Annotated in this window: 32 protein-coding genes; 17 read left to right on the top strand and 15 right to left on the bottom strand. The window is 73.8% G+C overall.

Annotated features, from left to right (window positions below):
- The first annotated feature begins 11 nt into the window (after nucleotides 1-11).
- The 3 genes from ACZ58X_RS19650 (at nucleotide 12) to ACZ58X_RS19640 (ending at nucleotide 1,705) form a co-directional block, all read left to right on the top strand.
- A complete protein-coding gene (locus ACZ58X_RS19650) occupies nucleotides 12-581 on the top strand; it encodes a methyltransferase family protein (protein ID WP_470334878.1) in 570 nt (189 codons plus the stop codon).
- Between the two features lie 185 nt (nucleotides 582-766).
- Nucleotides 767-1,051, top strand: coding sequence for a Sec-independent protein translocase subunit TatA (gene tatA, locus ACZ58X_RS19645; RefSeq protein ID WP_360226432.1), 285 nt, complete (start codon nucleotides 767-769; stop codon nucleotides 1,049-1,051).
- Between the two features lie 129 nt (nucleotides 1,052-1,180).
- Complete coding sequence (locus ACZ58X_RS19640) at nucleotides 1,181-1,705, top strand: ion channel (RefSeq protein ID WP_470334877.1); 525 nt, start codon at nucleotides 1,181-1,183, stop codon at nucleotides 1,703-1,705.
- 25 nt (nucleotides 1,706-1,730) lie between these two features.
- Here ACZ58X_RS19640 and ACZ58X_RS19635 read toward each other — a convergent pair whose 3' ends face one another.
- Genes ACZ58X_RS19635 through ACZ58X_RS19625 form a run of 3 tightly spaced genes read right to left on the bottom strand, consistent with a single transcriptional unit; the run spans nucleotide 1,731 to nucleotide 2,469 of the window.
- Entirely contained in the window at nucleotides 1,731-1,856 is a 126-nt protein-coding gene (locus tag ACZ58X_RS19635) for a hypothetical protein (RefSeq protein ID WP_470334876.1), read from the bottom strand.
- Entirely contained in the window at nucleotides 1,844-2,104 is a 261-nt protein-coding gene (locus tag ACZ58X_RS19630; protein WP_470334875.1) for a hypothetical protein, read from the bottom strand. The genes ACZ58X_RS19635 and ACZ58X_RS19630 overlap by 13 nt, the downstream gene beginning before the upstream one ends.
- Nucleotides 2,104-2,469 carry an ATP-binding protein gene (locus tag ACZ58X_RS19625; RefSeq protein ID WP_470334874.1) on the bottom strand — a complete coding sequence of 122 codons (366 nt, stop codon included), beginning with the start codon at nucleotides 2,467-2,469 and terminating at the stop codon, nucleotides 2,104-2,106. The genes ACZ58X_RS19630 and ACZ58X_RS19625 overlap by 1 nt, the downstream gene beginning before the upstream one ends.
- A gap of 258 nt (nucleotides 2,470-2,727) precedes the next feature.
- Here ACZ58X_RS19625 and ACZ58X_RS19620 point away from each other — a divergent pair, with 258 nt between their 5' ends.
- The 5 genes from ACZ58X_RS19620 (at nucleotide 2,728) to ACZ58X_RS19600 (ending at nucleotide 5,020) form a co-directional block, all read left to right on the top strand.
- Nucleotides 2,728-3,588, top strand: coding sequence for a helix-turn-helix domain-containing protein (locus ACZ58X_RS19620; RefSeq protein WP_470334873.1), 861 nt, complete (start codon nucleotides 2,728-2,730; stop codon nucleotides 3,586-3,588).
- A 1-nt stretch (nucleotide 3,589) separates the two neighbouring features.
- Nucleotides 3,590-3,781, top strand: a complete 192-nt coding sequence (locus tag ACZ58X_RS19615; RefSeq protein WP_470334872.1) for a DUF397 domain-containing protein — start codon at nucleotides 3,590-3,592, stop codon at nucleotides 3,779-3,781.
- Nucleotides 3,782-3,957: 176 nt separating this feature from the next.
- Nucleotides 3,958-4,149 carry a DUF397 domain-containing protein gene (locus tag ACZ58X_RS19610; protein WP_470334871.1) on the top strand — a complete coding sequence of 64 codons (192 nt, stop codon included), beginning with the start codon at nucleotides 3,958-3,960 and terminating at the stop codon, nucleotides 4,147-4,149.
- A gap of 42 nt (nucleotides 4,150-4,191) precedes the next feature.
- A complete protein-coding gene (locus tag ACZ58X_RS19605) occupies nucleotides 4,192-4,401 on the top strand; it encodes a DUF397 domain-containing protein (RefSeq protein WP_470334870.1) in 210 nt (69 codons plus the stop codon).
- A gap of 208 nt (nucleotides 4,402-4,609) precedes the next feature.
- Nucleotides 4,610-5,020, top strand: a complete 411-nt coding sequence (locus tag ACZ58X_RS19600; protein WP_470334869.1) for a RidA family protein — start codon at nucleotides 4,610-4,612, stop codon at nucleotides 5,018-5,020.
- Nucleotides 5,021-5,148: 128 nt separating this feature from the next.
- Here the strand turns inward: ACZ58X_RS19600 and ACZ58X_RS19595 are convergent, their stop codons facing one another.
- The 3 genes from ACZ58X_RS19595 to ACZ58X_RS19585 form a co-directional block, all read right to left on the bottom strand.
- Nucleotides 5,149-6,279 (bottom strand): methyltransferase domain-containing protein, encoded by a 1,131-nt coding sequence (locus ACZ58X_RS19595; RefSeq protein WP_470334868.1) that lies wholly within the window; start codon nucleotides 6,277-6,279, stop codon nucleotides 5,149-5,151.
- Nucleotides 6,280-6,494: 215 nt separating this feature from the next.
- Nucleotides 6,495-6,869 (bottom strand): VOC family protein, encoded by a 375-nt coding sequence (locus ACZ58X_RS19590; RefSeq protein WP_470334867.1) that lies wholly within the window; start codon nucleotides 6,867-6,869, stop codon nucleotides 6,495-6,497.
- 7 nt (nucleotides 6,870-6,876) lie between these two features.
- A complete protein-coding gene (locus ACZ58X_RS19585; protein ID WP_470334866.1) occupies nucleotides 6,877-7,479 on the bottom strand; it encodes a CGNR zinc finger domain-containing protein in 603 nt (200 codons plus the stop codon).
- Between the two features lie 80 nt (nucleotides 7,480-7,559).
- On the opposite strand from ACZ58X_RS19585, the gene ACZ58X_RS19580 reads away from it, so the two are divergent.
- Entirely contained in the window at nucleotides 7,560-8,303 is a 744-nt protein-coding gene (locus tag ACZ58X_RS19580; RefSeq protein ID WP_470334865.1) for an MBL fold metallo-hydrolase, read from the top strand.
- Nucleotides 8,304-8,400: 97 nt separating this feature from the next.
- Here ACZ58X_RS19580 and ACZ58X_RS19575 read toward each other — a convergent pair whose 3' ends face one another.
- The 3 genes from ACZ58X_RS19575 to ACZ58X_RS19565 form a co-directional block, all read right to left on the bottom strand.
- Nucleotides 8,401-9,990, bottom strand: a complete 1,590-nt coding sequence (locus ACZ58X_RS19575) for a protein kinase domain-containing protein (RefSeq protein ID WP_470334864.1) — start codon at nucleotides 9,988-9,990, stop codon at nucleotides 8,401-8,403.
- Between the two features lie 375 nt (nucleotides 9,991-10,365).
- Nucleotides 10,366-11,409, bottom strand: coding sequence for a hypothetical protein (locus ACZ58X_RS19570; protein ID WP_470334863.1), 1,044 nt, complete (start codon nucleotides 11,407-11,409; stop codon nucleotides 10,366-10,368).
- Complete coding sequence (locus tag ACZ58X_RS19565) at nucleotides 11,406-12,239, bottom strand: RNA polymerase sigma factor (protein WP_470334862.1); 834 nt, start codon at nucleotides 12,237-12,239, stop codon at nucleotides 11,406-11,408. Before ACZ58X_RS19565 ends, ACZ58X_RS19570 begins: the two co-directional genes overlap by 4 nt.
- A 334-nt stretch (nucleotides 12,240-12,573) precedes the next feature.
- On the opposite strand from ACZ58X_RS19565, the gene ACZ58X_RS19560 reads away from it, so the two are divergent.
- The 4 genes from ACZ58X_RS19560 to ACZ58X_RS19545 all read left to right on the top strand — a co-directional run bounded on the left by ACZ58X_RS19560 (nucleotide 12,574) and on the right by ACZ58X_RS19545 (nucleotide 16,105).
- Nucleotides 12,574-13,287 carry a hypothetical protein gene (locus ACZ58X_RS19560; RefSeq protein WP_470334861.1) on the top strand — a complete coding sequence of 238 codons (714 nt, stop codon included), beginning with the start codon at nucleotides 12,574-12,576 and terminating at the stop codon, nucleotides 13,285-13,287.
- Nucleotides 13,288-13,528: 241 nt separating this feature from the next.
- Nucleotides 13,529-14,323, top strand: a complete 795-nt coding sequence (locus ACZ58X_RS19555; protein ID WP_470334860.1) for a VC0807 family protein — start codon at nucleotides 13,529-13,531, stop codon at nucleotides 14,321-14,323.
- 131 nt (nucleotides 14,324-14,454) lie between these two features.
- Nucleotides 14,455-15,192 carry a tyrosine-protein phosphatase gene (locus ACZ58X_RS19550; protein ID WP_470334859.1) on the top strand — a complete coding sequence of 246 codons (738 nt, stop codon included), beginning with the start codon at nucleotides 14,455-14,457 and terminating at the stop codon, nucleotides 15,190-15,192.
- Between the two features lie 148 nt (nucleotides 15,193-15,340).
- On the top strand, nucleotides 15,341-16,105 hold the full coding sequence (locus ACZ58X_RS19545) for a Clp protease N-terminal domain-containing protein (protein ID WP_470334858.1): 765 nt from the start codon (nucleotides 15,341-15,343) through the stop codon (nucleotides 16,103-16,105).
- 67 nt (nucleotides 16,106-16,172) lie between these two features.
- Here the strand turns inward: ACZ58X_RS19545 and ACZ58X_RS19540 are convergent, their stop codons facing one another.
- Complete coding sequence (locus ACZ58X_RS19540; protein WP_470334857.1) at nucleotides 16,173-16,664, bottom strand: NUDIX domain-containing protein; 492 nt, start codon at nucleotides 16,662-16,664, stop codon at nucleotides 16,173-16,175.
- Between the two features lie 164 nt (nucleotides 16,665-16,828).
- On the opposite strand from ACZ58X_RS19540, the gene ACZ58X_RS19535 reads away from it, so the two are divergent.
- Entirely contained in the window at nucleotides 16,829-17,146 is a 318-nt protein-coding gene (locus ACZ58X_RS19535; protein WP_470334856.1) for a hypothetical protein, read from the top strand.
- On the opposite strand, the gene ACZ58X_RS19530 is transcribed toward ACZ58X_RS19535, so the two are convergent.
- From ACZ58X_RS19530 to ACZ58X_RS19515, 4 genes are all read right to left on the bottom strand, one after another.
- Nucleotides 17,054-18,031 (bottom strand): sigma-70 family RNA polymerase sigma factor, encoded by a 978-nt coding sequence (locus tag ACZ58X_RS19530; RefSeq protein WP_470334855.1) that lies wholly within the window; start codon nucleotides 18,029-18,031, stop codon nucleotides 17,054-17,056. The two genes, ACZ58X_RS19535 and ACZ58X_RS19530, sit on opposite strands and share 93 nt — an antisense overlap.
- A 187-nt stretch (nucleotides 18,032-18,218) precedes the next feature.
- Nucleotides 18,219-18,488 carry a hypothetical protein gene (locus tag ACZ58X_RS19525; RefSeq protein WP_470334854.1) on the bottom strand — a complete coding sequence of 90 codons (270 nt, stop codon included), beginning with the start codon at nucleotides 18,486-18,488 and terminating at the stop codon, nucleotides 18,219-18,221.
- A gap of 119 nt (nucleotides 18,489-18,607) precedes the next feature.
- Entirely contained in the window at nucleotides 18,608-18,874 is a 267-nt protein-coding gene (locus tag ACZ58X_RS19520; RefSeq protein ID WP_360226498.1) for a UBP-type zinc finger domain-containing protein, read from the bottom strand.
- A 70-nt stretch (nucleotides 18,875-18,944) separates the two neighbouring features.
- On the bottom strand, nucleotides 18,945-19,850 hold the full coding sequence (locus ACZ58X_RS19515) for a helix-turn-helix transcriptional regulator (RefSeq protein ID WP_470334853.1): 906 nt from the start codon (nucleotides 19,848-19,850) through the stop codon (nucleotides 18,945-18,947).
- 182 nt (nucleotides 19,851-20,032) lie between these two features.
- On the opposite strand from ACZ58X_RS19515, the gene ACZ58X_RS19510 reads away from it, so the two are divergent.
- Both ACZ58X_RS19510 and ACZ58X_RS19505 read left to right on the top strand, forming a co-directional pair.
- On the top strand, nucleotides 20,033-20,794 hold the full coding sequence (locus tag ACZ58X_RS19510; RefSeq protein WP_470334852.1) for an SDR family oxidoreductase: 762 nt from the start codon (nucleotides 20,033-20,035) through the stop codon (nucleotides 20,792-20,794).
- Nucleotides 20,795-20,849: 55 nt separating this feature from the next.
- Nucleotides 20,850-23,738 (top strand): lysylphosphatidylglycerol synthase domain-containing protein, encoded by a 2,889-nt coding sequence (locus ACZ58X_RS19505; RefSeq protein ID WP_470334851.1) that lies wholly within the window; start codon nucleotides 20,850-20,852, stop codon nucleotides 23,736-23,738.
- 137 nt (nucleotides 23,739-23,875) lie between these two features.
- Here ACZ58X_RS19505 and ACZ58X_RS19500 read toward each other — a convergent pair whose 3' ends face one another.
- Complete coding sequence (locus ACZ58X_RS19500; protein ID WP_470334850.1) at nucleotides 23,876-24,073, bottom strand: hypothetical protein; 198 nt, start codon at nucleotides 24,071-24,073, stop codon at nucleotides 23,876-23,878.
- A gap of 187 nt (nucleotides 24,074-24,260) precedes the next feature.
- On the opposite strand from ACZ58X_RS19500, the gene ACZ58X_RS19495 reads away from it, so the two are divergent.
- Nucleotides 24,261-24,728 (top strand): carboxymuconolactone decarboxylase family protein, encoded by a 468-nt coding sequence (locus ACZ58X_RS19495; RefSeq protein WP_470334849.1) that lies wholly within the window; start codon nucleotides 24,261-24,263, stop codon nucleotides 24,726-24,728.
- Nucleotides 24,729-24,769: the final 41 nt, after the last annotated feature.

The following is a 24,769-nucleotide window of genomic DNA, read 5'->3' as shown; positions in this document are numbered from 1 at the left end:
AGGAGCCTCCCATGTCCCTGCCGTCCCTCCTCTCCCTGCTCGGCGTCCTCTGCTGGGTCGGCTACGAGCTGGTGCTGCGCCGCCGCGAGGACAGCGCGGCCGGCAGCTGGCGCGCGGACGACCGCGACCGCGGCTCGACCCGGCTGCTGCTCACCTGTTACGTCGCGTCCGTGCTGGTGGTGGTGCTGTTCGGACGCGCCGACGTCGGCGTGCTGTCCACCGGGCCGCGCTGGTTCGGGGTCGCGCTGGTCGCCGCCGGGCTGGCGCTGCGCGCCTGGGGCATGCGGACCCTCGGCCGCTACTACACCCGCACCCTGCGCACCGTCGACACCCAGCACGTGGTCCGCACCGGCCCGTACCGCCTGATCCGCCATCCGGGTTACGCGGGCAGCCTGCTGGTCTGGACCGGCTACGCGCTCGGCACCGGCAGCTGGGCGGCGTCCCTGCTGGTCACGGCGCTGCTGCTCGGCGCGTACGGCTGGCGGATCGCCGCCGAGGAGCGGCTGCTGCTCGGCGCCTTCGGCCCGGCGTACGCCGACTACCAGCGGGTTTCCAAGCGGCTGGTGCCGTTCGTCTACTGATGGGCCACTGACGGCGCGAACAGCGGGAATCGTCGGACGGGCCCTCGCGGTCCGCTCCAACGGCACCTGGTTTTCGGCCAGCGTTTCCCGGCCGGTGTATCCGTTCGGTGTCAGGTCCAGGCATACTGGCCAGCAGGGCCTAGCGCCCTCCGTGACTCTAGACAAGAAGGGACCGGTGGCCAGGGATGCTGCGGAACGGTCTTGAGCCCTGGCACATCTTGGTGGTGCTGGCGGTCGTAGTCCTGCTGTTCGGATCGAAGAAGCTGCCGGAAATGGCCCGTGGCCTCGGCAAGTCGATGCGCATTCTGAAGGCGGAGACCAAGGCGATGCGCGAGGACGGCGGCGAGCAGGCGGACGCCGGCACCGCGCAGAGCACGGCCGCCCCCCAGCAGGCCGCCGACCGCCCGGCCGTCACGCCGACCAACGTGACGAAGAGCGCCGAGGCGAAGCGCCCCGAGACGACCGCCTGAGTCGTCCGAGCTCCGTTGTCGAGCCCCCCGGTGGATTCCACCGGGGGGCTCGACGCTTTCCCGGGCTGCCTCGCCCCGGCGGAGTAGTCGGGCGGGCGGGGCGCGCCCGGGTGGACCAGGCTGGGCGGGATGTCCGAAAACCCTCCTCCTCCGCCCACCGACCGCCGGGCCGTGGCGTGGCTGCTGGGCGCGTTCACGTTGCTGACGGTCGGGTACTTCACGCTGCCGTTGGAGTGGTTCGGTGACCGGCGTCCGGTGCTGAGCTGGACGGTCTTCGTGGCGGCGCTGGGCGGGTTGAGCTGGCTGATGTTGGCGAAGATCGTCGGGGTGATGCGGGGGACGGCGAAGCGGCCGGTGGCCTGGCTGGCCTTCCTCATCTTCCTGGCGATGATCATCTTCTCGGCGACGTACTACGCGCTGGGCGCGCACAAGGCCGAGTTCGCGGGGCTGGAGACGCGGCTGGACGCGCTGTACTTCACGGTCGTGACGATGGCGACGGTGGGGTACGGCGACATCACCCCGGCGGGGCAGACGGCACGGCTCGTGGTGGTGCTGCAGATCGGGTACAACTTCGTGTTCCTCGCTGCGGCGGCCGGGACGGCGTCGCGGACGATCCGCGGGAACGTGGAACGGCGGATCCGGCGCAGAGGGTGAGGACCGCCGGGGTCCGTCCGGTCCGTCAGTCACCCTCGTCGGGCTCGGGCGGGGTCGCGCGGAGGGCGGTGACGACACCCAGGGCGACGGTCGCGAGCGCGAGCGCGAGCGCGAGGAGCGTCGCGAAGGCCGCGGCGATCAGGAATCGCACGGCGCGCCCCACTGGCGTTCGGCTTCGAGGAGGAGGGACAGGAGGTTCAGCAGCGTCGACGCGGGCGCCGTGTTGAAGCAGACCAGGACGCGGCCGTCGAGGGTCAGGTCGGTGTCGATGGAGGGGAAGAGCAAGCCGAACTTACGGCCGCGCTGCTGGAGTTCGGCGATCAGCGTACGGATGTGCTCGTCGGTGCAGGCCCGGACCCGGGGATCGGTCGGCAGCAGCGGGCGGCGGGGGAGGGACATCAGGCGGCGCCCAGGTCGCACTCGAACCAGATGACCTTGCCGCGCTCCTGCGGGTCGACACCCCACCGGTGGGTGAGGCCGGCGACCAGCTGGAGGCCCCGGCCGGACTCGGCGAGGAGGTCGAGGGGCTGCGGGGCAGGGAGCGCGGGGCTCTCGTCGGCGACGGAGACCCGGAGGGTGTTGTGGAGGAAGAGGATCTCGGTGACCGGCGCGGGGGTGTCACCGTGCAGCCAGGCGTTCACGAGGAGCTCGCCGAGGGCGAGTTCGGCCTCGAAGGTGGCGGAGGGGTGCCAGCCCGCGCGGACCATCGCGTTGCGGAGGGACTGGCGGGAGAGGGCGAGGGAGGGCGTGTTGAGGTGACGCATGGGAGAACTCCCGGGCGTGTGTGGGGTGGAGAACCGGCGGACACGTCGCCGTGAGCCAGGCCGAGGAAGAAGACACGGCTGCTCTGCGGTGCTTGCCAGCAAGCGTTACTGACGATCCGTCGGATCGGTGTGACATCGACCATAGCGCCCACCGACCTAATATTAGGTCGATTGGCCGAAGTTCCCTCTCTCGGGGGACAGATGGCCCCATCGACTGGCGGCGCGGCACACTGGACCCACATGATCTGAGAGGACTCCATGCCAGGCCGCCAGAACCCAACATTCCGTCAGCGCCGCCTGGGCGCCGAGCTTCGGAGGATGCGCGAGCAAGCAGGCCTCAGCGGCAACCAGCTTGCCCACATGCTCGGAGTAAGCGCTCCCCAGGTCACGCAGATGGAGAACGGAAAGACCAGTGCCAGCGCTGACCGAATCCGGACCATTGCCGAAGCCTGCAAGTGCGAGAACCTGCCACTCATCAACGCCCTTGGCGGCCTCATCACTTCACGCAGGAAGTCCTGGTGGGATCAGTATCGCGACCGCCTTCCTGACGGCCTACTCAAAACCGCCGAGCACGAAGACTTCGCTGCCGGTGTCATTCGGTCGTGGACGTCCGCCATCATCCCAGGCCCTTTGCAGACAGAGGACTACGCGCGAGGAGTGTTCAGTCGGCGGATCCCTCCGCTCTCTACTGAGGAGCTCAACCTGCGCGTCGAGTTCCGCTCAGAGCGCAGAAGAAAGATCCTCCAGCACCCGGGCAAGAGCCATGAGGCCTATATCCACGAGTCCAGCCTCCTCACACGCTTCGGGGGCACTGATGTGCTGCGGAACCAGCTTCACTCGCTGATGGACGACTCCCTCCGAGAGGATGTGATCATCCGCGTCGTTCCATTCACAGCTCACACTTGCCCAGGCCCGATCGAGAACCTGATCTACTCCTTCGGGGAGGTCCCCGAGCTCGACACAATAGAGGTGGAGTTGTCGCATAGCCCGATCTACCTCGACGACCCGGCCGAGCTCGCGTCCTATCGCAAGGTCTTCGACCAGATCGCGCGCGCCGCGCTCAGCGATGAGGACTCCCAGGATCTGATCCGGCAGACGCTCAAGAACTTGAAAGGCTGAGATGTCTCAGAACCAGTGGCAGAAGTCGTCCTTCAGCAGCTCCGGAGAAATGTGCGTCGAGATCCGCGCAATGGCCGGGGCGGTCGAACTCCGGGAGTCCGACGAAGGCGACACCATCCTCCGCACCACCCCCACCGCCCTCGCCGCCCTCCTCCACGGCCTCAAGGCAGGCGAGTTCGACCACCACGCCTGACCCGCTGCCCCGCGCAGGAAGTCGGTCTGCCCGACTTCCTGCGCAAGCACCCCCTCGCAACCCGGCGGCTCCTTGCACCCGCAAGGAGCCGCCGAGCAAAGGCAACATGCCTCCACGCCGACAGCGACCTCACCCCAGAGGCACGGCGCACGGGGCGCAGGACACTAGGAGGCAAGATGTTCAGCCCCCACTGGCAGAAGTCCAGCCACAGCGGCGCGACCAACGAATGCGTGGAGATTCGTGCCGCTGACAGGCTGATCGAACTCCGCGAGTCCGACGAAGGCCACACCATCCTCCGCACCACCCCCACCGCCCTCGCCGCCCTCCTCCACGGCCTCAAGGCAGGCGAGTTCGACCACCACGCCTGACCGCCCGGCGGCCCCTCGCGCGCTCGCGAGGCGCCACCCCCAATGCCCCTCGGAGATCAGATGTCTAGCTCCCACTGGCAGAAGTCATCATTCAGTGGGTCCACCGAGCACTGTATGGAAATCCGCAAGGCCGAAGAGCTTGTCGAACTCCGGGAGTCCGACGAAGGCCACACCATCCTCCGCACCACCCCGGCCGCCCTCGCCGCCCTCCTCCACGGCCTCAAGGCAGGCGAGTTCGACCACCACGCCTGACCGCCCGGCGGCCCCTCGCGCGCTCGCGAGGGGCCGCACCGCATGTGGTGCGGCACGCTCGCGCAGGTGGGCGACCGTCACCCGAGCTGTGCGCGGCGGACCTGCAGGCCCTCGGGAATGAATCTCAGGATCTCGTGGCTGTCGATCAAGTCGGGGTGATCACAGCTTCCCGGCTCCGATTGTTCAGTTTTGAGGGAGTGTCAGCGATATGTCCGTCACACAGCCTGCCGCCGAGCGCGTGCGCGTCTCCGCGGAGCCCGACTGGTACGAGTCGGCCGGTATATCGCTCGGCGTCCGGGTCGGAAACCTGGTCTTCACGTCAGGGCAGGCGCCGATCGATGCCCAGGGAGCCACGGTCGGCGCTGGGGACTTCGAGACGCAAGCCCGTCAGGCGCTCGCGAATCTGTCGACGGTCCTCACGAACGGGGGCTCCAGCCTCGCCGACGTCGTCAAGGCGACCGTGTTCGTCACGGACATCTCGCAGCAGGACATCTTTGCCACGTTGCGCGCGGAACACTTCCCGGACAAGCCGCACCTCGCGGAGTCGTTCGTGGAGGTCTCCTCACTCGCCAACCCCGAGTGGATGATCGAGATCGAGGCCATCGGACTCGTCCGGTGATGCCGGGTACTCACAGGTGAAAGAGCTAGGCCCTCCTGCCGAACCTCGTAGCATCGCCCGGAAGTTCTTCCACGCGTTGATCGTCCGCTCAACTTCCTTCCTGCGCTTGTAGGTCGTCTTGTCGAAGGTCAGGGCAGGGCGTTGCCGGGGTCGTCCAGCCAGACGGATTGTGCGCCGTCCGGGGCGATGCTCACTCCGAACCGGCCGAGGTCCGGCTTGCCCTCCTCCAGCCACCACAGCCGGGCGCCGGTGATCTCGTCCCACAGCCGGCGCGGCCCGGACTGGCGGACGGCATCCTCGGCGTCCCACCCGGAGTAGCGGGCCGACGCCCACGAGCCCGCGCCGTCCGAGAGTTGCATGCGGTAGGTGCCGCTGGGGTCGGCCTCGTCCCAGACGTGTTCGTACCGGACGCCTGGTACCCGCAGGCCGATGGCGAAAGCCGCGTGGACGTCCTCCTCCGCGAGGTCGGGATCCATCAGGGACGGGCCCCGGTAGTCCGGCGTGCCGGCGGGGCCCGTCACCGCGTGGGGCCGCTGCGACCGCATCCACATGAAGCTGACGTTGCCGACGAACCGGCCGTGCGACGGCTCGCCCGGCCTACCGACCACGAGGCGCAGCAGTCCGGCGTTGGCGTACGGGGTGCCCCACGGGGTGACGATCACGCCGCCGGGTCGGGTCTGCGAGATCCAGGCGGACGGCACCCGGCGGACGGCTGCCGTCGAATGGATGCGGTCGTAGGGGGCGCCTTGGGCCCACCCGGCGAGCCCGTCGCCGACCACGCACTCGGGTGCGAATCCGGCGGCCCGGAGTCTCAGCGCGGCCTCAGCCGCCACGCCCGGGTCCACCTCGACCGTGGTCACCTTCTCGTCGCCGAGTCGGCTGCACAGCAGGGCACTTGTCCAGCCCGTACCGGTGCCGATGTCGAGCACGCTGTGCCCGTCGCTCACGTCCAGGTGGCGGAGCATGTCCGCCACCAGGGACGGCACGGACGCTGACGACGTGGCGACACCGGGACCGTCCCCGACCCCGTCGTCGACCTGCGTAACGACCACGCCGTCGGCGTTCACCAGCGCCCACCAGGCGTCCGGATCGTCAACGCGGGTGATCCGCCGGTAGCCGGTCGGGGCGTCGTCGTCCGGGGTCCACACGGCGTCCGGAACGAACGCGAAGCGCGGGGCGCGCTCGAACGCGCCCCGCCACTCCTCGCCCAGTACCCCGGCCTCGGTCAGATCGGCCAGCAACTGCGCGTACTGATCCATTGGTTGGCGCTCACTTCTTCGGGGGAACGGGCTTGGTCCACTGGCCGTCCGACTCCTTCGGGGACTGCTTCTTGTCCCCGGACCCGCCGCCCTCGACGACGGGTTGATCGAGTACACGGAGTCGTGCCTGCCCGCTCGGTTCACCATCGGCTACGAGTACACGCCGTAGGGGCGCAGCGCACAGGGTTGTCCACAGGGTGTGGACAACCCTGTGCTCAGCCGTGCGCGGTGTCGATGACGCAAAAGCGGTTGCCGTCGGGGTCGGCGAGGACGACGAAGTCCGGGTCCTCGGGGTAGAGGTCCCAGTCGACCTCCTCGGCGCCGAGGGCGAGCAGGCGCCGGACCTCGGCGGCCTGGTCAGCCGCGTTCCCCGCGTAGAGGTCGAGGTGGACGCGGGGGTGCTCCTGGACCGGGGACTCGGAGATCCCCAGGGCGAGTTGGACGCCGGTGCCGCCGTCGGCGGGGACCAGGACCGTCCAGTCGTCCTCGGCCAGGCCGCCTCGCGGCACGTAGTCCAGGGCGGCCGTCCAGAAGGCGACCGCGCGGGACATGTCGGCGACACCGAGGACGAGGGATCCGATCGTCAGCACCGCGCCATTATGACGTGGCATCAGCCTTGTTGCGGCGGGCGTAGGCCCGGGCGGCGCGGACCCGGTCGCCGCAGCGGGTCGAGCACCAGTGGCGGGCGGCGTGGGTGCGGACCAGGAAGCGGGTGCACGGGCTCGCCGCGCAGGCGGCGAGGCGGTCGGCGTCCGGGCCCGTGAGCAGTTCCGCCGCGTCGGCGGCGATGACGGCCATGGCGTGCACGGCGACCTGGTCGGCCGGGTGCGCCAGGGCGCGGTACGGGCCGTCCGGCGCGTCCCAGCGCAGCAGGGCGGCGGCGGAGGTGGCGGTCAGCGCGGAGTTGAGCGCGTCCACGGCCTCGCCCGGCGGCACGGCGCCGTCGACCCGGGCGGCGAGCAACACCCGCAACTGGGAGCGGAGTTCGCGCAGCCGCCCGGTGCAGTACTCGTAGACCTCCGCGCCCTCGGGGGCGAGACCCCGCTCGACCAGCCAGCGGGTGGCGTCGGCGGGGGTGGCCAGTAGGTCGAGGCGGCCGGCGGTGAGCGCGAGGTCGCTGTTGGCGAAGTCGAGGGCGACGTGCTGCTCCGAGCCCGGTGCGGGCGGCGGGGCGGTGAGGGTGGCATTCACATTTCTCATGGTAAACCTTGCGCTCTTCCGTGATGGAGGTGCTAGGTTCATCACGTCAAACGACGACTTTCTCCGTGAGGTGAACCAGCATGTCGACCATCCGCGTCTTCGGCGGCCCGACCGCCCTCATCGAATTCGGCGGCCTCCGCTTCCTCACCGACCCGACCTTCGACGAGCCCGGCGACTACCCGCGCGGCGGCGGCCGCGCCCTCACCAAGACCGCGCCCTCCCCCGTCACCGCCGCCGCCATCGGCCCGGTCGACGCCGTCCTGCTCTCCCACGACGAGCACCCGGACAACCTGGACACCTCGGGCCGCGCCCTGCTGCCGACCGTCCCCCTGGTGCTCACCACCACCAGCGGCGCCGAGCGGCTCGGCGCCACCGCGCGCGGGCTCGCCCCCTGGGAGTCCGTGGAACTGGCCCGCCCGGACGGCGGCAGCGTCACCGTCACCGCCGCGCCCGCGCTGCACGGGCCCGAAGGGGCCGAGGCCGTGCTCGGCCAGGTGATCGGATTCGTCCTGACCGCCCCCGACCTGCCGAGCGTCTACGTCAGCGGCGACAACGCCTCACTGGCGCTGGTCAAGGAGATCGCCGAGCGGTTCGGCCCGATCGACACCGCGGTCCTGTTCGCCGGCGCCGCCCGCCCCGGGCCCTTCGACGGCGCGCTGCTCACCCTGGACAGCGCCCAGGCCGCCGAGGCCGCCGTCCTGCTGGGCGCGCGGCGCGTGGTGCCGGCGCACTTCGACAGCTGGGCGCACTTCACCGAGGGCCGTGCGGCGCTGGAGGCGGCCTTCGCGGCGGCCGGGCTCGGCGACCGGCTGCAGTTCGCCTGATCAGGGAGCCCGCTGCAGTTCGCCTGACCAGGCGACCGGCTGCAGCTCGCCTGATCAGGGAGCCGGCTACAGCTCGCCTGACCAGGGAGAAGGGACCCTAGTCGTCCTGGAAGTTGCCCGCCGTGTGGAGGGTCGCGTACAGCGCGGACAGCCGGGCGTTCCAGTTGGCGTAGGTGGGGGCGTCGATGGCGTGCTTCTTGCCCAGGTCCTTGATCGTCTTCTGGGCGGCCCGGAGCTCCTGGGCGGCGTCGTCGGGGTTGCCCTCGTTCAACCGGGAGGCGGTCTCGTCGAGGATCTGCAGCAGCTCCGTCTGCTTGTCGCGCTCCTTGCCGACCTGCGCCTGCGCCACAGCCTGGCGGAAGGACTGGAGCTGGAGCTCCGCGGGCTGGTTGCGCGGGACGGACTGGGTGGGGGCGGGGAGCGCCGCCGGGCTGGTGGGGGCGGCGGAGGCGGACGTGCCGGAGGGGGTGGGGGCCGCGGCCGGGGTGGTCCGGGCGGGCGCCGCCCCGCTGGTCCTGGCCGCGGCGGGCTTGGCGGCGGCGTTGCCGGCCGGCTCGTCGGCCGCGGTCAGCACCACGGCGATGACCCCAGCGAGGCCGGCTATGCCCAGCGCTCCGAGGACCAGGGGCTTGTTGCGGCGGCTCACGGTGGGGGCGGGCACGGGGAGCCGCCCGGCCGGGTGCGCCGTGGGCGGCATCGCCGGGAGCGGCGCCATCACCGAGGTCGCGGCCGGGACGGGGTGGTGCGGGGACTGGGGCGGGAGCAGGGTGGTGTGCTGCTGGTCCGGGTGCACCGGGGCGACCGGCGGCAGGAACTGGGTGGCGGCCGAGGTGGTCGCGAGCAGTTCGGCGGTCGGATCGCCGACGGCCAGGCCCGGGACGGTGGCGAGCAGTTCGGCCCGCGCCGCGGCGGCGTCGGCCGGGCGGTGGGCCGGGTTCTTGGCCAGCAGGCGCAGCGCCACCGCGTCCAGCGCCGGCGGCAGGCCCGGACGGCGCACGGACGGGGGCAGCGGCTGCTCGCTGACGTGCTTGAAGGCGATCGCCACCGGGGTCTCGGCGGTGAACGGGGTCGCGCCGGTGAGCATCTCGGTCAGCACGCAGCCGACCGCGTACAGGTCGGTGCGGCCGTCCAGGGCGGAGGCGGTGGCCTGCTCGGGCGAGAGGTAGGCGGCCGTACCGAGCACGCTCGCGGTCTGGGTCAGGTTGCTGGACGATCCGGCCCGGGCGATGCCGAAGTCCACCACCTTCACGCCGCCGTCGTCGGTGATCATGATGTTGCCGGGCTTGATGTCCCGGTGCACCAGGCCCGCCGCGTGCGCGACCGACAGCGCCTCGCAGACCGCCGCCGCGATGCCGACCGCGCGCTCCACCGGCAACTGCGGCTGCTGGACCAGGACGGCGGCGAGGGAGCGGCCGTTCACCAGCTCCATGACGATGAACGGGGTGCCCGCGTCCACGCCCGAGTCGAAGACCATGACGATCCTCGGGTGCACCAGCATCGCGGCGTGCTGCGCCTCGCGGCTGAAACGCTCGGCGAAACGGGGGTCGTCGGCGAGGCCGCCGTTGAGGACCTTGACGGCCACCTGGCGGCCCAGGACGCGGTCGACGCCTCGCCAGACCGTGGCCATGCCGCCGACGCCGAGTATCTCGACGAGTTCGTAACGCCCGTTCAGCGCGCGTCCGATCACCTGGGACTCCCCTCACGTGCGGCCTCCGGGGTCCCGGGCGGCCTCGTGCACCTGTGCACGATAGCCGCCCCGGGCCCGGGGCCTGAGGGGGTGGCGGCCGGGGGACCGGGCAGCGGTCCCCCGACCGCCGGCCGTGGGGTGCGGCCCGCCCTGACTGCGGGAGGGCGGGCCGCACGTTCCGGGCCGGCCGGGCCGGCGGCGCGTCCGGGGAGAGCGCCTGCCGGGCCGGCCGGGGCCGGCCGGGTGGACGGTGGGCACGGGGGAGCCGACCGGCCACCCGGGGTCTTCGGGTGGTTGTGCGTACTGCGGGTGGTGCGGTCCGGATGGGCGGCGAGCCCGGGGGGGTCGCTCGCCGCCCATCCGGAGTTCTGGGGGTCAGCTCCGGGCGGACTGCTGGTCCTCGGAGGGGCCGGTTCTGCCCGGACGGGTGTCCGGCGGGGTGGGGAGGTTCGACGGGGTCGGGATCGCGGGGCCCTTGCCGGGCTTGGCCTTGCCGTCGCCGTTGCCGTTGGTGTCCTCGTTGCCGTTGGTGTTGCCGTTCCCGTTGCCCTTGCCGTTGGTGCCGTCCTTGCCGTCGGCGTTGCCGCTTCCCTTGCCGGTGCCCTTGCCGGCGCCGGAGGGGCTCGGCTGCGGACCGTTGCCCTGGTGGTCGCCGTCCTGGTGACCGGGGGTGCCCCCGCAGTAGTCCTGGACCTCGTCCGCTCCGCCGGCCGCCGCGACCAGCGGGGCGAACAACGGGTCGGCAGCCACCTTGCCGGGGCGTTCGCCCTTGCCCGTACGGTCCGCGAAGCGCTCGCAGAGCGGGAGCAGAGCGGCGGGCGGGGCGGGGTGTCCGGGGTGTTCACCGGCCGTGGGGCCGTTGGGTGAGGCGGGGTCGGGCGGGACGGTGCGGTGCGGGTCCGCGAGGGCGCCGACGGACGGCCGGGTGGTTCCGCCTGGGGAGGCGGAGCCGGTTCCGGTGCCGGTTCCCGTCCCGGTGGAGGCGCCGGACGGGGAGCCCGGGGCGGCGACCGCGTGCTCGGGTTCGGATGTGCCGCCGCCCAGGGGGGACGGCAGGTTGCCGGTGCCGGCGGCGACCGCGACCCCGCACAGCGCGGTGGCGCCGAGCACGGCGGCAGCGGCCTTCGTGCTGAAGGCCCTGGCCAGCGCGGCGGTTGCCATCGATCGTCTCCGGACGGGTGTGACTACGGGGTCGGGCGTGAGACTCGCCTCCCGGAACGCGGCCAGGGCGGCCTCCTCCCCGGCCAGTTCGGCGGCCGTCGCCGGGGCGGCGGCCGCGGCCAGCACCCGGGCGAGCTGCCCGGGGCCGTCCGGTCCGGTGAGCGAGGCGTCCTGCCCGGCCGACGGGCCGCCCACGGCACCGCCGAGCAGGTGCTCGGCGGCATCACGGTCGATCCGACGGGATCGGTTGGTGCTCATCTCATGTCCTTCAGCGTCGCGGCCCGGCGTTCTGTCACACCCTGCGGAGAAGTTTTTTCCGCGGGTTCCACGGCAGGTTGCCCCGCGGACTCCCGCGCCCGGGCCGGCGCCCGTTCCGCGGCCGCCGGTTCGCCCCGGCGGGCGGCCGGGATCCCGGCCCCGGGGGCGAAGGGCTGCTCCAGCAGCTTGCCCAGTCGGCGCAGCCCCCGGTGGGCGGCCATCCGGACGCTGCCGGCCCGCTTGCCGAGCACCCGGGCGGCGCTCTCCGCGTCCAGTTCCATGACCACTCTCAGCAGCACCGCCTCGGCCTGGTCGCGCGGCAGCCGGGAGATCAGGGCCAGCGCGTCGGCGGTGCCGACGGTGGTGAGGGCGGCGCGGGCGGTGTCGTCCCCGGCGGCCAGTTCGGCCAGGTACTCGTACGGCAGGTCGGCGACCGGGCGGCGGCGCCGGGCGCGCAGGTGGTCCATCGCCCGGTTGCGGGCGACGGTGGCGGCCCAGCCGCGGAAGCCGTCGCCGTCGCCGGAGAAGCCGCGCAGGTCGCGGGCGATCTGGAGCCAGGCCTCGGAGGCGATGTCCTCGGCGTCCTGGACGTCCTCGGGCCGGCCGCCGACGAGCACTCTCAGGTAGCGCAGCAGGCCCGGCTGGACGGTCCGGAACAGCAGCCGGAACGCCTCCTCGTCCCCCTCCTGGGCGGCGCGGACCGCCTCGGTCAGGTCGGTGGGAGCGGGGCCCCCGCCCGGTGGTGGGCCGACGGAGGGTACTGGTCCGGACCGGCCGAGGGGGCTGCCGGTGTCCGCTCCGGGGTGTTCTGCACTCTGCACCCGCCACATGATGCGCCATCCGGGCGAACGGGTCGGCTCCGGTCGAAGGACCGGGCCGGACGGGGCCAAGGTCCCGCGGACGGCTGCCGTTCGCCCGCAGCCCCGGGACACCGGCCCCGCCTACCTTGTCGGTAGGCGAATCGATCCGGGCGCCGACCGTGCCCCGGACGCCGGGCCCGCCGACGCACCCGGCCCCTCGCCGTGACCCCGCGACCCCGCCGCGCCCGTTCTTCCGACGCCCGCCCGAACCCGTTCGGGCGGGCGCTTCCGGGCGGGCGCTTCCGGGCTGTCCCCGGCCGGAGCGGGGCCGGGACGACCGCACGACCAGCAGGGAAAGACCGCGATGACGACTGCCCACGAGCTCCACACGACGGGACTGCGCGAACACCTCGCGCCCGCCCTGCGCGCCCTGGGCCTCACCGGTCGGCAGCGGGCCTTCGTCCTGCCGGACGACACCCACCGGCTGCTGGTCGAGCTGGTCGAGCGACCCGCCGCCGACCGGGTCGCCTTCACCTTCGGGCTCCGGGTGGTCCGCCGGGGCGACGGAGGCGACGGAGGCGGCGGGACCGACGGGGAGCGGCCTGACGCGGCCCCGGCCCCGGTCCCGGCCCCGGACGGCGCCCACGGCGTCGAGGTCTGGCGGGCCCGGATCGGCGAGGTGCTGCCGGTCGGCGAGGACGTCTGGTGGGAGGTGCTGCCCGGGCCGCGCTGGCAGCTGCCGCTGGACGACGCCGTCGCCGCCGTCCGCGACTACGGCCTGCCGGAGCTGCGGCGCCGGGCCGCCGCGGACCTCTCCCCCGCCGTCGGCCCCTACCTCTCCCCCGCCGAGCTGGAGGACGTCAACGCCGCACTGCTGACCGCCTCGGTGGCCCGGGTGCAGCGGGCCGAGCTGGCCGACGGGGCGCTGGTGCTGACCGGCGCCTGGACCCGGGGCGACGGGGTCGCCCGGACGGTGCTGGCCGGGGCCGCGCAGGGCTTCCTGTCCGCCGGGGACGAACGGTTCCGGACGGTGCGGTGCCTGGACACGCTCGGCCGGGAGCTGTGGACCTTCGCATAGGTCCGCGGGGGTCCGCGGGGGTCCGCGAGGGTCCGCAGGGGTCCTGGGTCCGCAGGGGTCCTGGGTCCGCGGGGGTCCGCGTGGATCCGTGCAGGTCGGCGGGGGTGTCACGGGCCGCACCATGACACCTGTCATGCGGATCCGGCAACGGACGACACTGCTCTGACGGAGGGTCGGACGGAAAGACTGGAGGCACGACGCGGGCAGCGGCCCGCGGCCACCAGTCGGGGAGGAACCCACCATGAGCAGCCAGACCCTCAGCGCCGCCGGCACCGTTCCCACCACCACCGCCGCCGTCACCGCCGCCACCGCCGTCACCGCTCCCGCCGCTCCCGCCACTCCCGCCGCTCCCGCCGTGGACGAGGCCGCCGCCTCGGCGCCGAACCCGGTGGTCGCCGGGATCCGCCCGCTCCTCCTGGACGTGGCCGCCCCGCTGGCCGGCTACTACCTGCTGCACTCGGCCTGCGGCCTGAGCGAGTTCGCCGCGCTGGCCTGGAGCAGCGTCTTCCCGGCCGGCCGGACCCTCCTCGGCCTGCTGCGCGAGCGTCAGGTCAACCTGTGGGCCGCGCTGATGCTGGCGGTCAACCTGGCGGGCCTGGCTCTCACCTTCGTCACCGGCGACGCCCGGATGATGATCGCCAAGGACGGCGGACTGAGCGGCACCGTGGCCGTGGCGGTCCTGGTCTCCGGGCTGGCCGGCCGGTCGGTGATGACCCCGATGCTGATGCCGTTCATGACCAAGGGCAAGCGGGACCGCGCCGCCGCCTGGCAGCGGCTGGTCGAGGGCCGGGCGGCGGGCTCGCGGGCCTTCCGCCGGCACGAGCGGGTGTTCGCCGGCATCTGGGGCACCGCCCTGCTGGCCGAGTGCGCGGCCCGGGTGGTCGGTGCCTTCACCCTGCCGGTGTCGACCATGGCCTGGCTGGCCACCGTGTTCATGATCGGCGCGATCGTGGCCGGTTCGCTGCTCGGCCAGATCGCGGCCGAACCGATCGAGAAGCTGGTCGCCGCCGAGGCCGCGACCCCGACCGCGGCCTGACCCCTCGTCGGTACGCCGTACGAACTGCCGGTGCCGACGGTTCGAACGATCAGGAACCAATGGGATCTCCCGGGAGTCATATAACGAGGGGATAACGGGATCCCCCGAGACGACCAACCGGGGAGCCCCACATGCGGACCGACGCACTGACCACCACCGAGGACCGCACCCTCGTCTGGGACGGTTGCCTGAACGTCCGCGACCTGGGCGGACTCCCCACCGCCTCCGGCCGCCAGACCGTCCGGGGCGCGATAGCCCGGGCCGACAACCTGGACCGGCTGACCCGCGAGGGCTGGGACGCCCTTCTCGACCACGGTGTCCGCACCGTGGTCGACCTGCGCAACGCCGAGGAGTACAAGCCGCTCCTCCCGCTCCCCGACGGCACGGACCTGGTCCGCGTCCCGCTGGACGAACTGGCCGGCCCCGCCTGGTGGGCGGAGCACGGCCGACTGGACGGCACTCCGCTGGCCTTCCGCCCCTACCTGGAGCACTGCCCGCACGCCGCCGCCGCGCTGATCACCGCGATCGCCGACGCCCGCCCCGGCGGCCTGGTGGTGCACTGCGGCGCCGGGCGCGACCGCACCGGCCTGGCCGCCCTGCTGCTGCTCGCCCTGGCCGGGGTCGACCGGGCCGCGATCGCCGAGGACTACCTGCTGAGCGGCCCCAACGTCCGCCCACTGTACGGGATGCTCGGCCTGCCGGACCCGTACCGCCGGATCGACGCCGCGCTGGCCGAGGCCGGAACCACCGCCGAGGCCGCCCTGGCCGCCGCGCTCGACGGGCTGGACCCTGCGGGGTACCTGCTCGCGGCGGGGGTCACGCCCGCCCAGGTCGCCGCCGTCCGGGCCCGGCTGCTGCCCGCCGTGTAGCGGCGGGGGCGACAGGAGGCGACGGGAGGCGACGGCGGCGGAGTCCAGGGGAGGCGGGGGCGTTCGACGGAGGGCGAACGCAAGCTACCCAGAGGTAAGCGTCAACCGATGGTTGACGATTCTCGGATCGACAACCTACGGTTGACGCATGGAGAATCCCGTCGTTCCCAACACCACTCCGCTGCGCCTCGACGACCTGATCGCCGCGATCAAGAAGGTCCACACCGACGCACTCGACCAGCTCTCCGACGCGGTCATCGCCGCCGACCACCTCGGCGACCTCGCCGACCACCTCATCGGCCACTTCGTCGACCAGGCCCGCCGCTCCGGCGCCTCCTGGACCGACATCGGCCACAGCATGGGCGTCAGCAAGCAGGCCGCCCAGAAGCGCTTCGTCACCAAGGGCCCGGGCAGCCCGGCCGACCTCGACCTCGACCCCAGCCAGGGCTTCTCCCGGTTCACGCCCCGGGCCCGCAAGGTCGTGGTGGCCTCGCAGGAGGAGGCCCGCCGGGCCAACAACCCCGAGATCGGCCCCGAGCACATCCTGCTCGGCCTGCTCGCCGAGCCCGAGGGCATCGGACTCAAGGCGCTCCTCGCCCAGGGCGTCACCCCGGAGGCCGTCCGGACGGCGACCACCGCCGTACTGCCGACCGCCGTCGAGCAGCAGGTGCCCGCGCTGATCCCGTACTCGACCCAGGGCAAGAAGGCCGTCGAGCTGACCTTCCGGGAGGCGCTCAAGCTCGGGCACAACTACGTCGGCACCGAGCACATCCTGCTCGCCCTGCTGGAACTGGAGAACGGCCAGGGCGTGCTCGCCGGGCTGAACGTGGACAAGACCGAGGCGGAGACCTTCGTCTCGGAGGCCGTCGCCGCCCTGATCGCCGCCCGGGACGCCGCGCCCGAGCAGCGGTGAGGCCTGCGCACCGACCGTGCCCCGAGAGGGAACTCCCTCCCGGGGCACGGCACTTCGGCAATCCGGCCTAGAAGCCGGAGACGTGGGTGGTGACGATCCGGACCCGGCCGTCGACGGCCGCCTCCAGGGCCGCCCGCAGCCGGGCCGAACGGGCCGGGCCGAGCAGCTCAAGGGCCTCGTCGAGCGGGGCCCAGCGGTGGGTGTCCAACTCGCCGGCCGGGACGGTCACGGGGGTGCCGTCCGGGACGGTGCCGAAGTCGAACATCAAGTGCTGGGCCGGGTGGTCGAGTTCGTTCGAGGGGTGGGTCCAGGAGATGGCCAGCAGGTCGCCGGCCTCCTTGACGATGCCGGTCTCCTCCTCCAACTCCCGGGCGGCGCACTCGACCGGGCCCTCCCCGAGGTCGATCGTCCCGCCGGGGAACTGCCAGTGCTCGCGGTACCCGGCCTTCACGATCAGGATCCGGCCCGACTCGTCACGCAGCAGGCAGCCCGCCGCCGCGTAGATCCGGGGCAGGGAGGCAAGCCACTCCTCGCGGGATCTCAAGGGCTCAGCCGTCACGGTGTTCCTCCTGGGGCAGGGCGGTTCGGTCGCCCCCACTCTGCCACCGGCCCGGCTCTGCCACCGGCCTGGTTCTGCCACCACTCTGGTGCTGCCGGCCCCTGGTGCTGACACCCCGGTGGACCGGACCGATGAGTCCGGCGCCCGCGGGCGGTCCAACCCGCATGGAGAACAGAGCGAACGACGCCGTACTGACCTGCGACCTGGGCGCCCTGACCGCCCCCGACCTGGCCGTCGTCGACGCCCTCGCCCGACTGCGGCTGGCCGCCGCCCGGCACCGGGTGGCCGTGGTGCTGCTGAACACCACCGGCCCACTACGCGAACTGCTGGCGTTCAGCGGGCTCGCGGCGCTGCTGCCGGGCGCGGTCGGCCCCGCCCGACCGGCGGGCCTACTCGGCGGGGAGCCGGGCCGGGAGGCCGAACAACGGGAAGAGCACGTCGGTGTCGAGGAAGTTGGTGAGCCCGGTGATCCGACCGTCTGACACCTCCGGCACGATCAGCGCCCACGGCTCGTACCCGCCCGCCGGGCTCGGCCGGTACTGGGCGAGGGCCGGGCCGCCGTTGGCCGTCACCGGGAGCAGCCGGGAGCCCCGGCAGCCGTGCCCCGGGCCCAGCATCCAGGCCCGGACCTCGGCCGCACCCCGCAGCCACATCGAGTACGGCGGCATGTTGAGCGTGACGTCCTCGTGCAGCAGCGCGGCCAGGCCGTCCATGTCGTACGCCTCGAAGGCGCGGACGTAGCGCTCCAGCAGGGCGCGGTGCGCCTCGTCCAGCGCGGCGGCCGGGCGGGCGGCGGGGGCGTCCGCGGCGAGCACCGCGCGGGCCCGCTGCAACGCGCTGTTGACGGAGGCGACCGTGACCCCGAGCAGTTCGGCGACCTCGGCGGCCTTCCAGCCGAGCACCTCGCGCAGGATCAGCACCGCCCGCTGCCGGGGCGCGAGGCGCTGCAGCGCGGCGACGAAGGCCAGCTTCACCGACTCGCGTTGGGCGGCCACCTCCGCCGGATCCCCCGCCCCGGGGAGCACCCGACCGTCCGGCGCGGGGCCGATCCACGTCACCTCGGGCAGTTGGGTACCGCTCGCGGTGGCCACCGTCACCGGACCGGCGAGGTCCATCGGACGGGCCCGGCCCTTGCGGCCGTTCAGCGCGTCCAGGCAGACGTTGGTGGCGATCCGGTACAGCCAGGAGCGCAGCGCCGCCCGGCCCTCGAAGCCCCGGTGCCCGCGCCAGGCGCGGACCATCGTCTCCTGCACCGCGTCCTCGGCCTCGAAGACCGAGCCGAGCATGCGGTAGCAGTAGCCGGTGAGTTCGGTGCGGTGGCGCTCCAGTTGGAGCTCGACCGGCTCCTCCGTGGTCACGTCGGCCATGGTGCGCCCCCGTCGTCCTGTGCGTTCCGTCCGCCCCGCCGCGTACCGGTGAACGGGTCGAACGTAGCGCACCCCACTGACAGTCGGCCGGTCAGCGGGGTGCGTCGCCGAGCGGGGCGCTCGGGTCGGGTCGCTCGGCGGGGTTCGCCCGTGGGAGTCGCGCGTGGGAGTCGCCCCTGGGAGTCGCTCAGTGGGCCGAGTGCTTCTCGGCGCCGCGGTGGCGGTGCCCCTTGAGTTCCGCGTGCATCGCCGGGGCGGCGTGCGGCATCGCGGCGGCCGCGTCCCGCCCGCCGTGGCGGAAGAGGTCGCCGGCGGGGCTCCCGGCGGCGGCGGACAGCGCGCCGAAGGCGGGCTTCGGTCCGAGCCGGCCGGGCATCGTCGCCATGCCCCGGCGTTCCAGCAGTTCCTGGGTGCCCTTGCGGAGCTGGGCGGTGCTGCCCGCGGTTCGCTTGGTCATCGTCGGCCTCCCTTCGGCGGCCGCGGCCGGACGGATGCCGGGCCGAGGGGCCGCTCGGGTGTTATGTCCGGATTTTATCCGGTCGGCGGGCCGGTGCCACCGGAGCGGTCGGGGCCGGCTCAGCCCATGACCTCGTGGACGTAGCACCAGCGCCAGTCCTCCCCGGGTTCGTAGGAACGGATCACCGGGTGGGAGGAGTTGTGGAAGTGCGCGGTGGCGTGCCGCTGCGGCGAGTTGTCGCAGCAGCCGATGTGGCCGCAGTCCAGGCAGACCCGCAGGTGCACCCAGTCCCGACTGCCCTGGGCCAGGCAGTCCGCGCAGCCGTCGGTGGGCGGGGCGGGCTCGATGTCCCTGGGGGCCATGGCGAGGTCTTCGCAGGCGGTCATGTTCGAAGGCTATGACGGCTCCGGCCTGGCCGCCCGCTCAGCGCTACCGCTCAGGACCCGTCACTCCCGCTCAGGACCCGTCGGCGGGCTCCGCGGGCTCCACGCGCTCCGCAGGCTCCGCGGGCTCCCGAACCGGGCCGGTGGCCGTCCAACTGGCCAGCAGGGCCAGCTTCTGGGCGGTGGGCGAGCCCGGCGCGGCGGTGTAGGCGACCAGCACCTGGTCCGGCGACCCCTTGACGGCCAGGGTCTCGTAACCGAAGTCGAGGTCGCCGACCAGCGGGTGCCGGAGCTGCTTCACCCCGCTGGTCTTCTCCCGTACCAGGTGGTCGGCCCAGAGCCGGCGGAACTCCTCGCTGCGCACCGACAGTTCGCCCACCAGGGCGGCCAGGGCCGGGTCGTCCGGGTGCAGCCCGGCGTCCCGGCGCAGCTGGGCGACCGTCTCGGCGGCGACGGCGTCCCACTGGCGGTACAGGGTGCGGGCGGCCGGGTCGAGGAAGGCGTCCCGGACCTGGTTGAGCGGCGCACCGGGCTTTCCGGCCCCGGCGCGCTCGGAGAAGCCGTTCACCGCGTCGCCCAGGGCGTTCCAGGCCAGCACGTCCATCCGGCGGCCCAGCACGAAGGCCGGCACCCCGGTCATCAGGTCCAGCAGCAGCCGCGTCCCCGGGCGGACCTGCCGGTCCCCGCGGACCCGGGCGGGCGCCTCCTTCGGCGGGCGGTTCAGCGACCGCAGGTGCGCCGTCTCCGCCTCGTCCAGCCGCAGCACCCGGGCGACGGCGTCCAGCACCGCGTCCGAGGCGCTCCCGCCGCGGCCCTGCTCCAGCCGGATGTAGTAGTCCACGCTGACCCCGGCGAGCTGTGCCACCTCCTCCCGACGCAGACCCTGCACCCGGCGGCGGCCGTGCGCGGGCAGGCCCACCTCCTCCGGCTGGATCCGGGCCCGGCGCGAGCGGAGGAAGTCCCCCAGGGTGTTCTCCATGCCAGGCAGGGTAGCCCCGGGGCGGCGGCCCGAGGGTGGTACCGCCTTTCCCAGGTTGGGAGTTCCACGGAAGCCCGGACCCGGGAAGTCCCCACCCGGGAAGAACGTGGCCCTGGGTAGGCGGGCGGCGGCGCCGCAGAGTGGTCGACGTCAACCCGCCCCGGCCCCTCCAGGAGTCCCCGATGAGCTACCCCGCCCTCGCCACCCGCACCGCCGTCGTCACCGGAGCCGCCAGCGGCATGGGCGCCGCCACCGCCCGGCTGCTCGCCGCGAACGGCGCCCGGGTCGCCCTGCTCGCCCGCCGCACCGGGCGGATCGACGCGCTCGCCGCCGAGATCGCCGCGACCGGCGGACAGGCCCTCGCCGTCACCGCCGACATCACCGACCAGGCCTCGGTCGACGCCGCCGCGAAGGCCGTCCACGACGCCTACGGCCCGGTCGACCTGGTGGTCAACAACGCCGGGGTGATGCTGGCCAACCCGCTCGCCGACGGACGGATCGACGAATGGACCCGGATGATCGACACCAACCTCACCGGCGCCCTGCGGATCGTCCGCGCCTTCACCGCCGACCTCACCGCGGCCGCCGCCGACGGCCGCACCGCCGACCTGGTCAACGTCTCCTCCATCGCCTCGCACGTCTCCTTCCCCGACTACGCGGTGTACGGCGCCACCAAGGCCGCGCTCACCCAGCTCTCCACCGCCCTGCGCACCGAGTTCGGCCCGCGCGACGTCCGGGTCAGCGCCGTCGAGCCCGGCCTCACCGACACCGAACTCGGCGGGCACATCGACAACCCGGTGCTGCGCGAACAGCTCGGCGGCATGTTCGCCGCGATCCCGGCACTCGCCGCGGACGACATCGCGGACCTCATCGCCTACACCGTCAGCCGCCCCCGGCACGTCAACCTGCGCCACCAGGTGGTGCTGCCGACCCGGCAGGCGTGACGGGGCCCCCGAACCCCCGCCCCCGGCCCACGGGTGGCATGGGAGCATGCCACCCGTGGCGATCGTGACGGGGAGAACGAACGGCGACACCGGCGGGGGCGGCACCACCACCCCGGCCGGGCGACCGGACAGCAACGGGGAGATACCCGGGCAGCGGCATGCCGACCGGGCCGCACCCGGCCGACCGGGAGGCCCGCGACGACGGGCCCGCCCGCTGTCCGAGGCCGGGCGGGTCCGCCAGCCCGTCGCCCTGATCCGGCTGCTCACCGGCCTGATCACGATCGCGCTCACCCTGCTGCTCGCCGACTACGCCCGCGCCACCACCGGCGGCATCGCCGCCGACGTCGCCGAGGCCGCCGCGCTGGTGCCCAGGCCACTGGCGAACCTGGCCGGCGGACTCACCACCGCCGCCGTCCTGCTGCTGCCCGTCGGCCTCGCCGTCCGCCGCCTGCTCGGCCCCGACCGGCGGCGCGCCCTCCAACAGGTCTCCGACGGGCTGCTCGCCGCCGTCATCGCGTACGGCGCCACCCTCGCCCTCGACCTGTGGGCCGACGACCTCGCCCCGGCCTCGCTGCTCACCGCCCTCACCCAGCGACTGCCCGCCGACGCGCTCGCGCACACCGAACCCGTCTACGGCTACCTGGCGCCCGTCCTCGCCTTCATGACCGCCTCCGCCGGCCGCGAACGGCGCCTGCCCTGGGCCGTCCTCACGCTCTCCGGCCTCGCCGGACTGGCCGGCGGGTACGCCACCCCCACCGCCCTGCTGCTCGGGCTGCTCATCGGCTGGACCGGCGCCCACGGCACCCTGTACGCCGTCGGCACCCCGGACCCGCGGCCCCGGCCCGGCGAAGTGCTGCGCACCCTGCGCGACAGCGGACTGCGACCGGTCGAGGCGCTACCCGCCGGGCCGGACCGCTACCGGGTCCGGCAGGCCGACGACCGGCCCGAACTCGACGTCCAACTGCTCGACCGGCAGGCCGTCACCGCCGCCGCCGTCCAACGCGCCTGGCGCCGACTGCGCCTGCGCACCGCCCCCCACCCGCGCGCCCTGCGCTCACCGCGCACCGGGCTGGAGCACGAGGCCCTGGTCACCTACGCCGCCCTCGCCGCCGGCGTCCGCACCCGCCGGATCGCCGCCACCGCGGGCCTCGGCCACGACACCGCCCTGATCGCGTACGAGCACCTGGCCGGACGCACCCTCGACCAGCTCGACGACGAGGAGATCACCGACGGCCTCCTCACCGACGCCTGGGGCCAGCTCGCCCTGCTCCAGCGCCGCGAGATCGCCCACCGCGCCCTCGTCCCGTCCTCGCTGCTGGTCGACGGCTCCGGCGCGGTCCACCTGGTCGACTTCGCCGACGGCGACATCGCGGCCAGCGAACTCGTCCTGCGCTGCGACGTCGTCCAGCTGCTCACCACCCTCGCCCTCCGGGCCGGCGCCGCCCGCGCCGTCCGCACCGCCACCACCGTCCTCGGCCGCGACGCCCTGGGCGCCGCACTCCCCCTCCTCCAACCGATCGCCCTCGCCCGCTCGACCCGCCAGGCGCTCAAGCGCCGCCCGGGCGGAAGCGCGCTGGGGGCGGAGGTCCCGGAGGGGGGCGCGGGCACCGGGGGTGCCGGGGGTGCCGGGAGTACCGGGAGTACCGGGGCGCAGGCGCCGGGCGACGCGGCCGGCCACGGGCGGCCCACCGGGCAGCCGGTGGTCCCGGGCGACCGGGGGCACTCCCCCGCGCTGCCCGCTCGCACCGGCGGTGTCGGCGAACACGACCTGCCCGTGGGTGGGGACGGCGGCTCGGGCAGCGCTGCCGTCCCCACCCGGTCGTGCGCCGCTCCGGCGGCCGGCCGGGTCGGCTCGGCCGCAGCGGCCGGGGCGGGCCGGTCGGCGGAGACACCTGCGGCCGAGGCCGGAACCGGTGTCCCGGCCGGGGCGGCCGGCGGGTTGCTGGAGGAGATCCGGGCGGAGGTGTCGCGCGGGCGGCCGGAGGTGGTGGGGCGGCCGGTGCGGCTGGAGCGGTTGCGGCCGCGGACGCTGTTCGCCGTGGCGGGCGGGGTGGTGGCCGGGGTGCTGCTGATCCCGCAGTTCTTCGCCGTGGAGGACAATCCGATCGCGGCGCTGACCGATGCCGATCCGTGGTGGATGGCGCTGGCGGTGCTGGCGGCGGGGCTGAGCCACGTGGCGGCGGCGATGGGGTTCGTCGGGTTCGTGCCGGAGCGGCTGAGCTTCCGCAACGTGGTGCTGGCGCAGGTGGCCGGGGCGTTCGTGAAGCTGGTGTCGCCCGGGGGCGTCGGCGGGATCGCGCTGAACACCCGGCTGTTGCAGCGGGCGGACATCCCCACCGCGCAGGCGCTGTCCAGCGTCGGGGTGGGGCAGTTGATCGGGCTGGTGCTGCACCTGCTGCAGCTGGGGGCCTTCGTCTACCTGGTGGACGCGCAGCCGGGCGGTTCGGAGCTGGCGGCGCTGCCGGCCGTGGTCGGCGGGCTGGTGGTGGCGGCCGTGCTGCTGGTGGTGGTGTGGTCGATCCCGCCGGCCCGCCGGTGGCTGGCGGCGCGACTGCGGCCGTTGACGGCCGAGGTGCTGCCGCGACTGCTGGACCTGCTGCGCAACCCGGGGCGGCTGGCGGTGGGGGTGGCCGGACAGCTGCTGGTGTCGCTCTGCCTGATCACCTGCCTGTACTGCTGCGCCCTGGCGATCGGCCGGGCACCGTCCTTCGCCGCGGTGGCGGTGGTGTTCCTGGTGGGCAACGCGGCGGGCAACGCCGCGCCGACCCCCGGCGGGGTCGGCGCGGTGGACGGGGCACTGCTCCTGGGGCTCCAGCAGACCGCGTCGATGGAGGAGGGCGGGGCGCTGGCGGCGGTGGCGCTGTTCCGGCTGCTGACGCTGATCCTGCCGGTGCTGCCGGGCTGGGCGGCGATGACCTGGTTGCAGCGCCGCAAGGCGCTGTAGGGGCCGGTAGGAGCCCGTACGTAGGGGCCGGTAGGAGATCGCAGGGGCCGGTGAGAGCGCTCAGGGGCTCGGACGCTCGCAGCGGCTCGAACGCTCGTAGGGGCTCGGACGCTCGCAGCGGCCGATGGGCACTGTCGCTATTCCCGGTACTCGTCCTCGTCGAGCTGGACGACCCGGCTCTGCTCGGCGGCGTCCGCCAGGTCGGTGGCCGGGTCACCGCCGACGGCCCGGCGCTCGGCGACCTCGTCGTACTCGTCGCCGTCGGTCGCTCCGTCGTCGGGCTCGACGGTCTCGGCAGCCTCGTCGATCAGGTAGTCCTCGTGATTCTGCGGCATGGCGTCCGTCCTCACTGTCGGGAGGCTCCCAGGGCCCGGGTGGCGGTACTCGCAGTATCCGCCGCCGGGCGCGCGGACGCGACGCGCCGAGGGCGCTCCGGCGTGTTGTCCGGGCCCCGATTGACCCACCGAACCGGTGCACGAATGACCCATGAACGGGGTTCATTCCGCGCCTAGGGTCGTCGTCATGACCACGAACGAGACCACCACCGCCCCCGCCCGCCTCGACTACGCCCGCACCGTCCCCAAGGTGTTCCGCGCGATGATCGCCCTGGACGCCGCCGCCCGCGAGGGCCTGGACCCGGCGCTGGTGGAGCTGGTGCTGATGCGCACCTCGCAGCTGAACAACTGCGCCTACTGCCTGGACATGCACGTCAAGGACGCCCGCAAGGCCGGCGAGACCGACGAGCGGATCTACCTGCTGCCGGTCTGGCCGGAGGCCCCGGCCGGGGTCTACAGCGAGCGCGAACGGGCCGCGCTGGCGCTGGCCGAGGAGATCACCCGGATCGGCACCGGGGTCCCGGACGCGGTGTACGCCCGGGCGGCCGCGCACTTCGCCGAGGCGGAGCTGGCGCAGCTGATCTCGGTCTGCTTCACCATCAACGCCTGGAACCGGATCAACATCGCCACCCGCAAGACCCCCGGCACGCTCTGACCGCGCCCCGACGGGACCGCCCGACCGGACCGCCCCGACCG

Source organism: Kitasatospora sp. NPDC040550 (assembly GCF_055594965.1).
The sequence above is the reverse complement of the archived record's forward strand: the minus strand, read 5'-3'. Positions and strand labels throughout refer to the sequence as shown.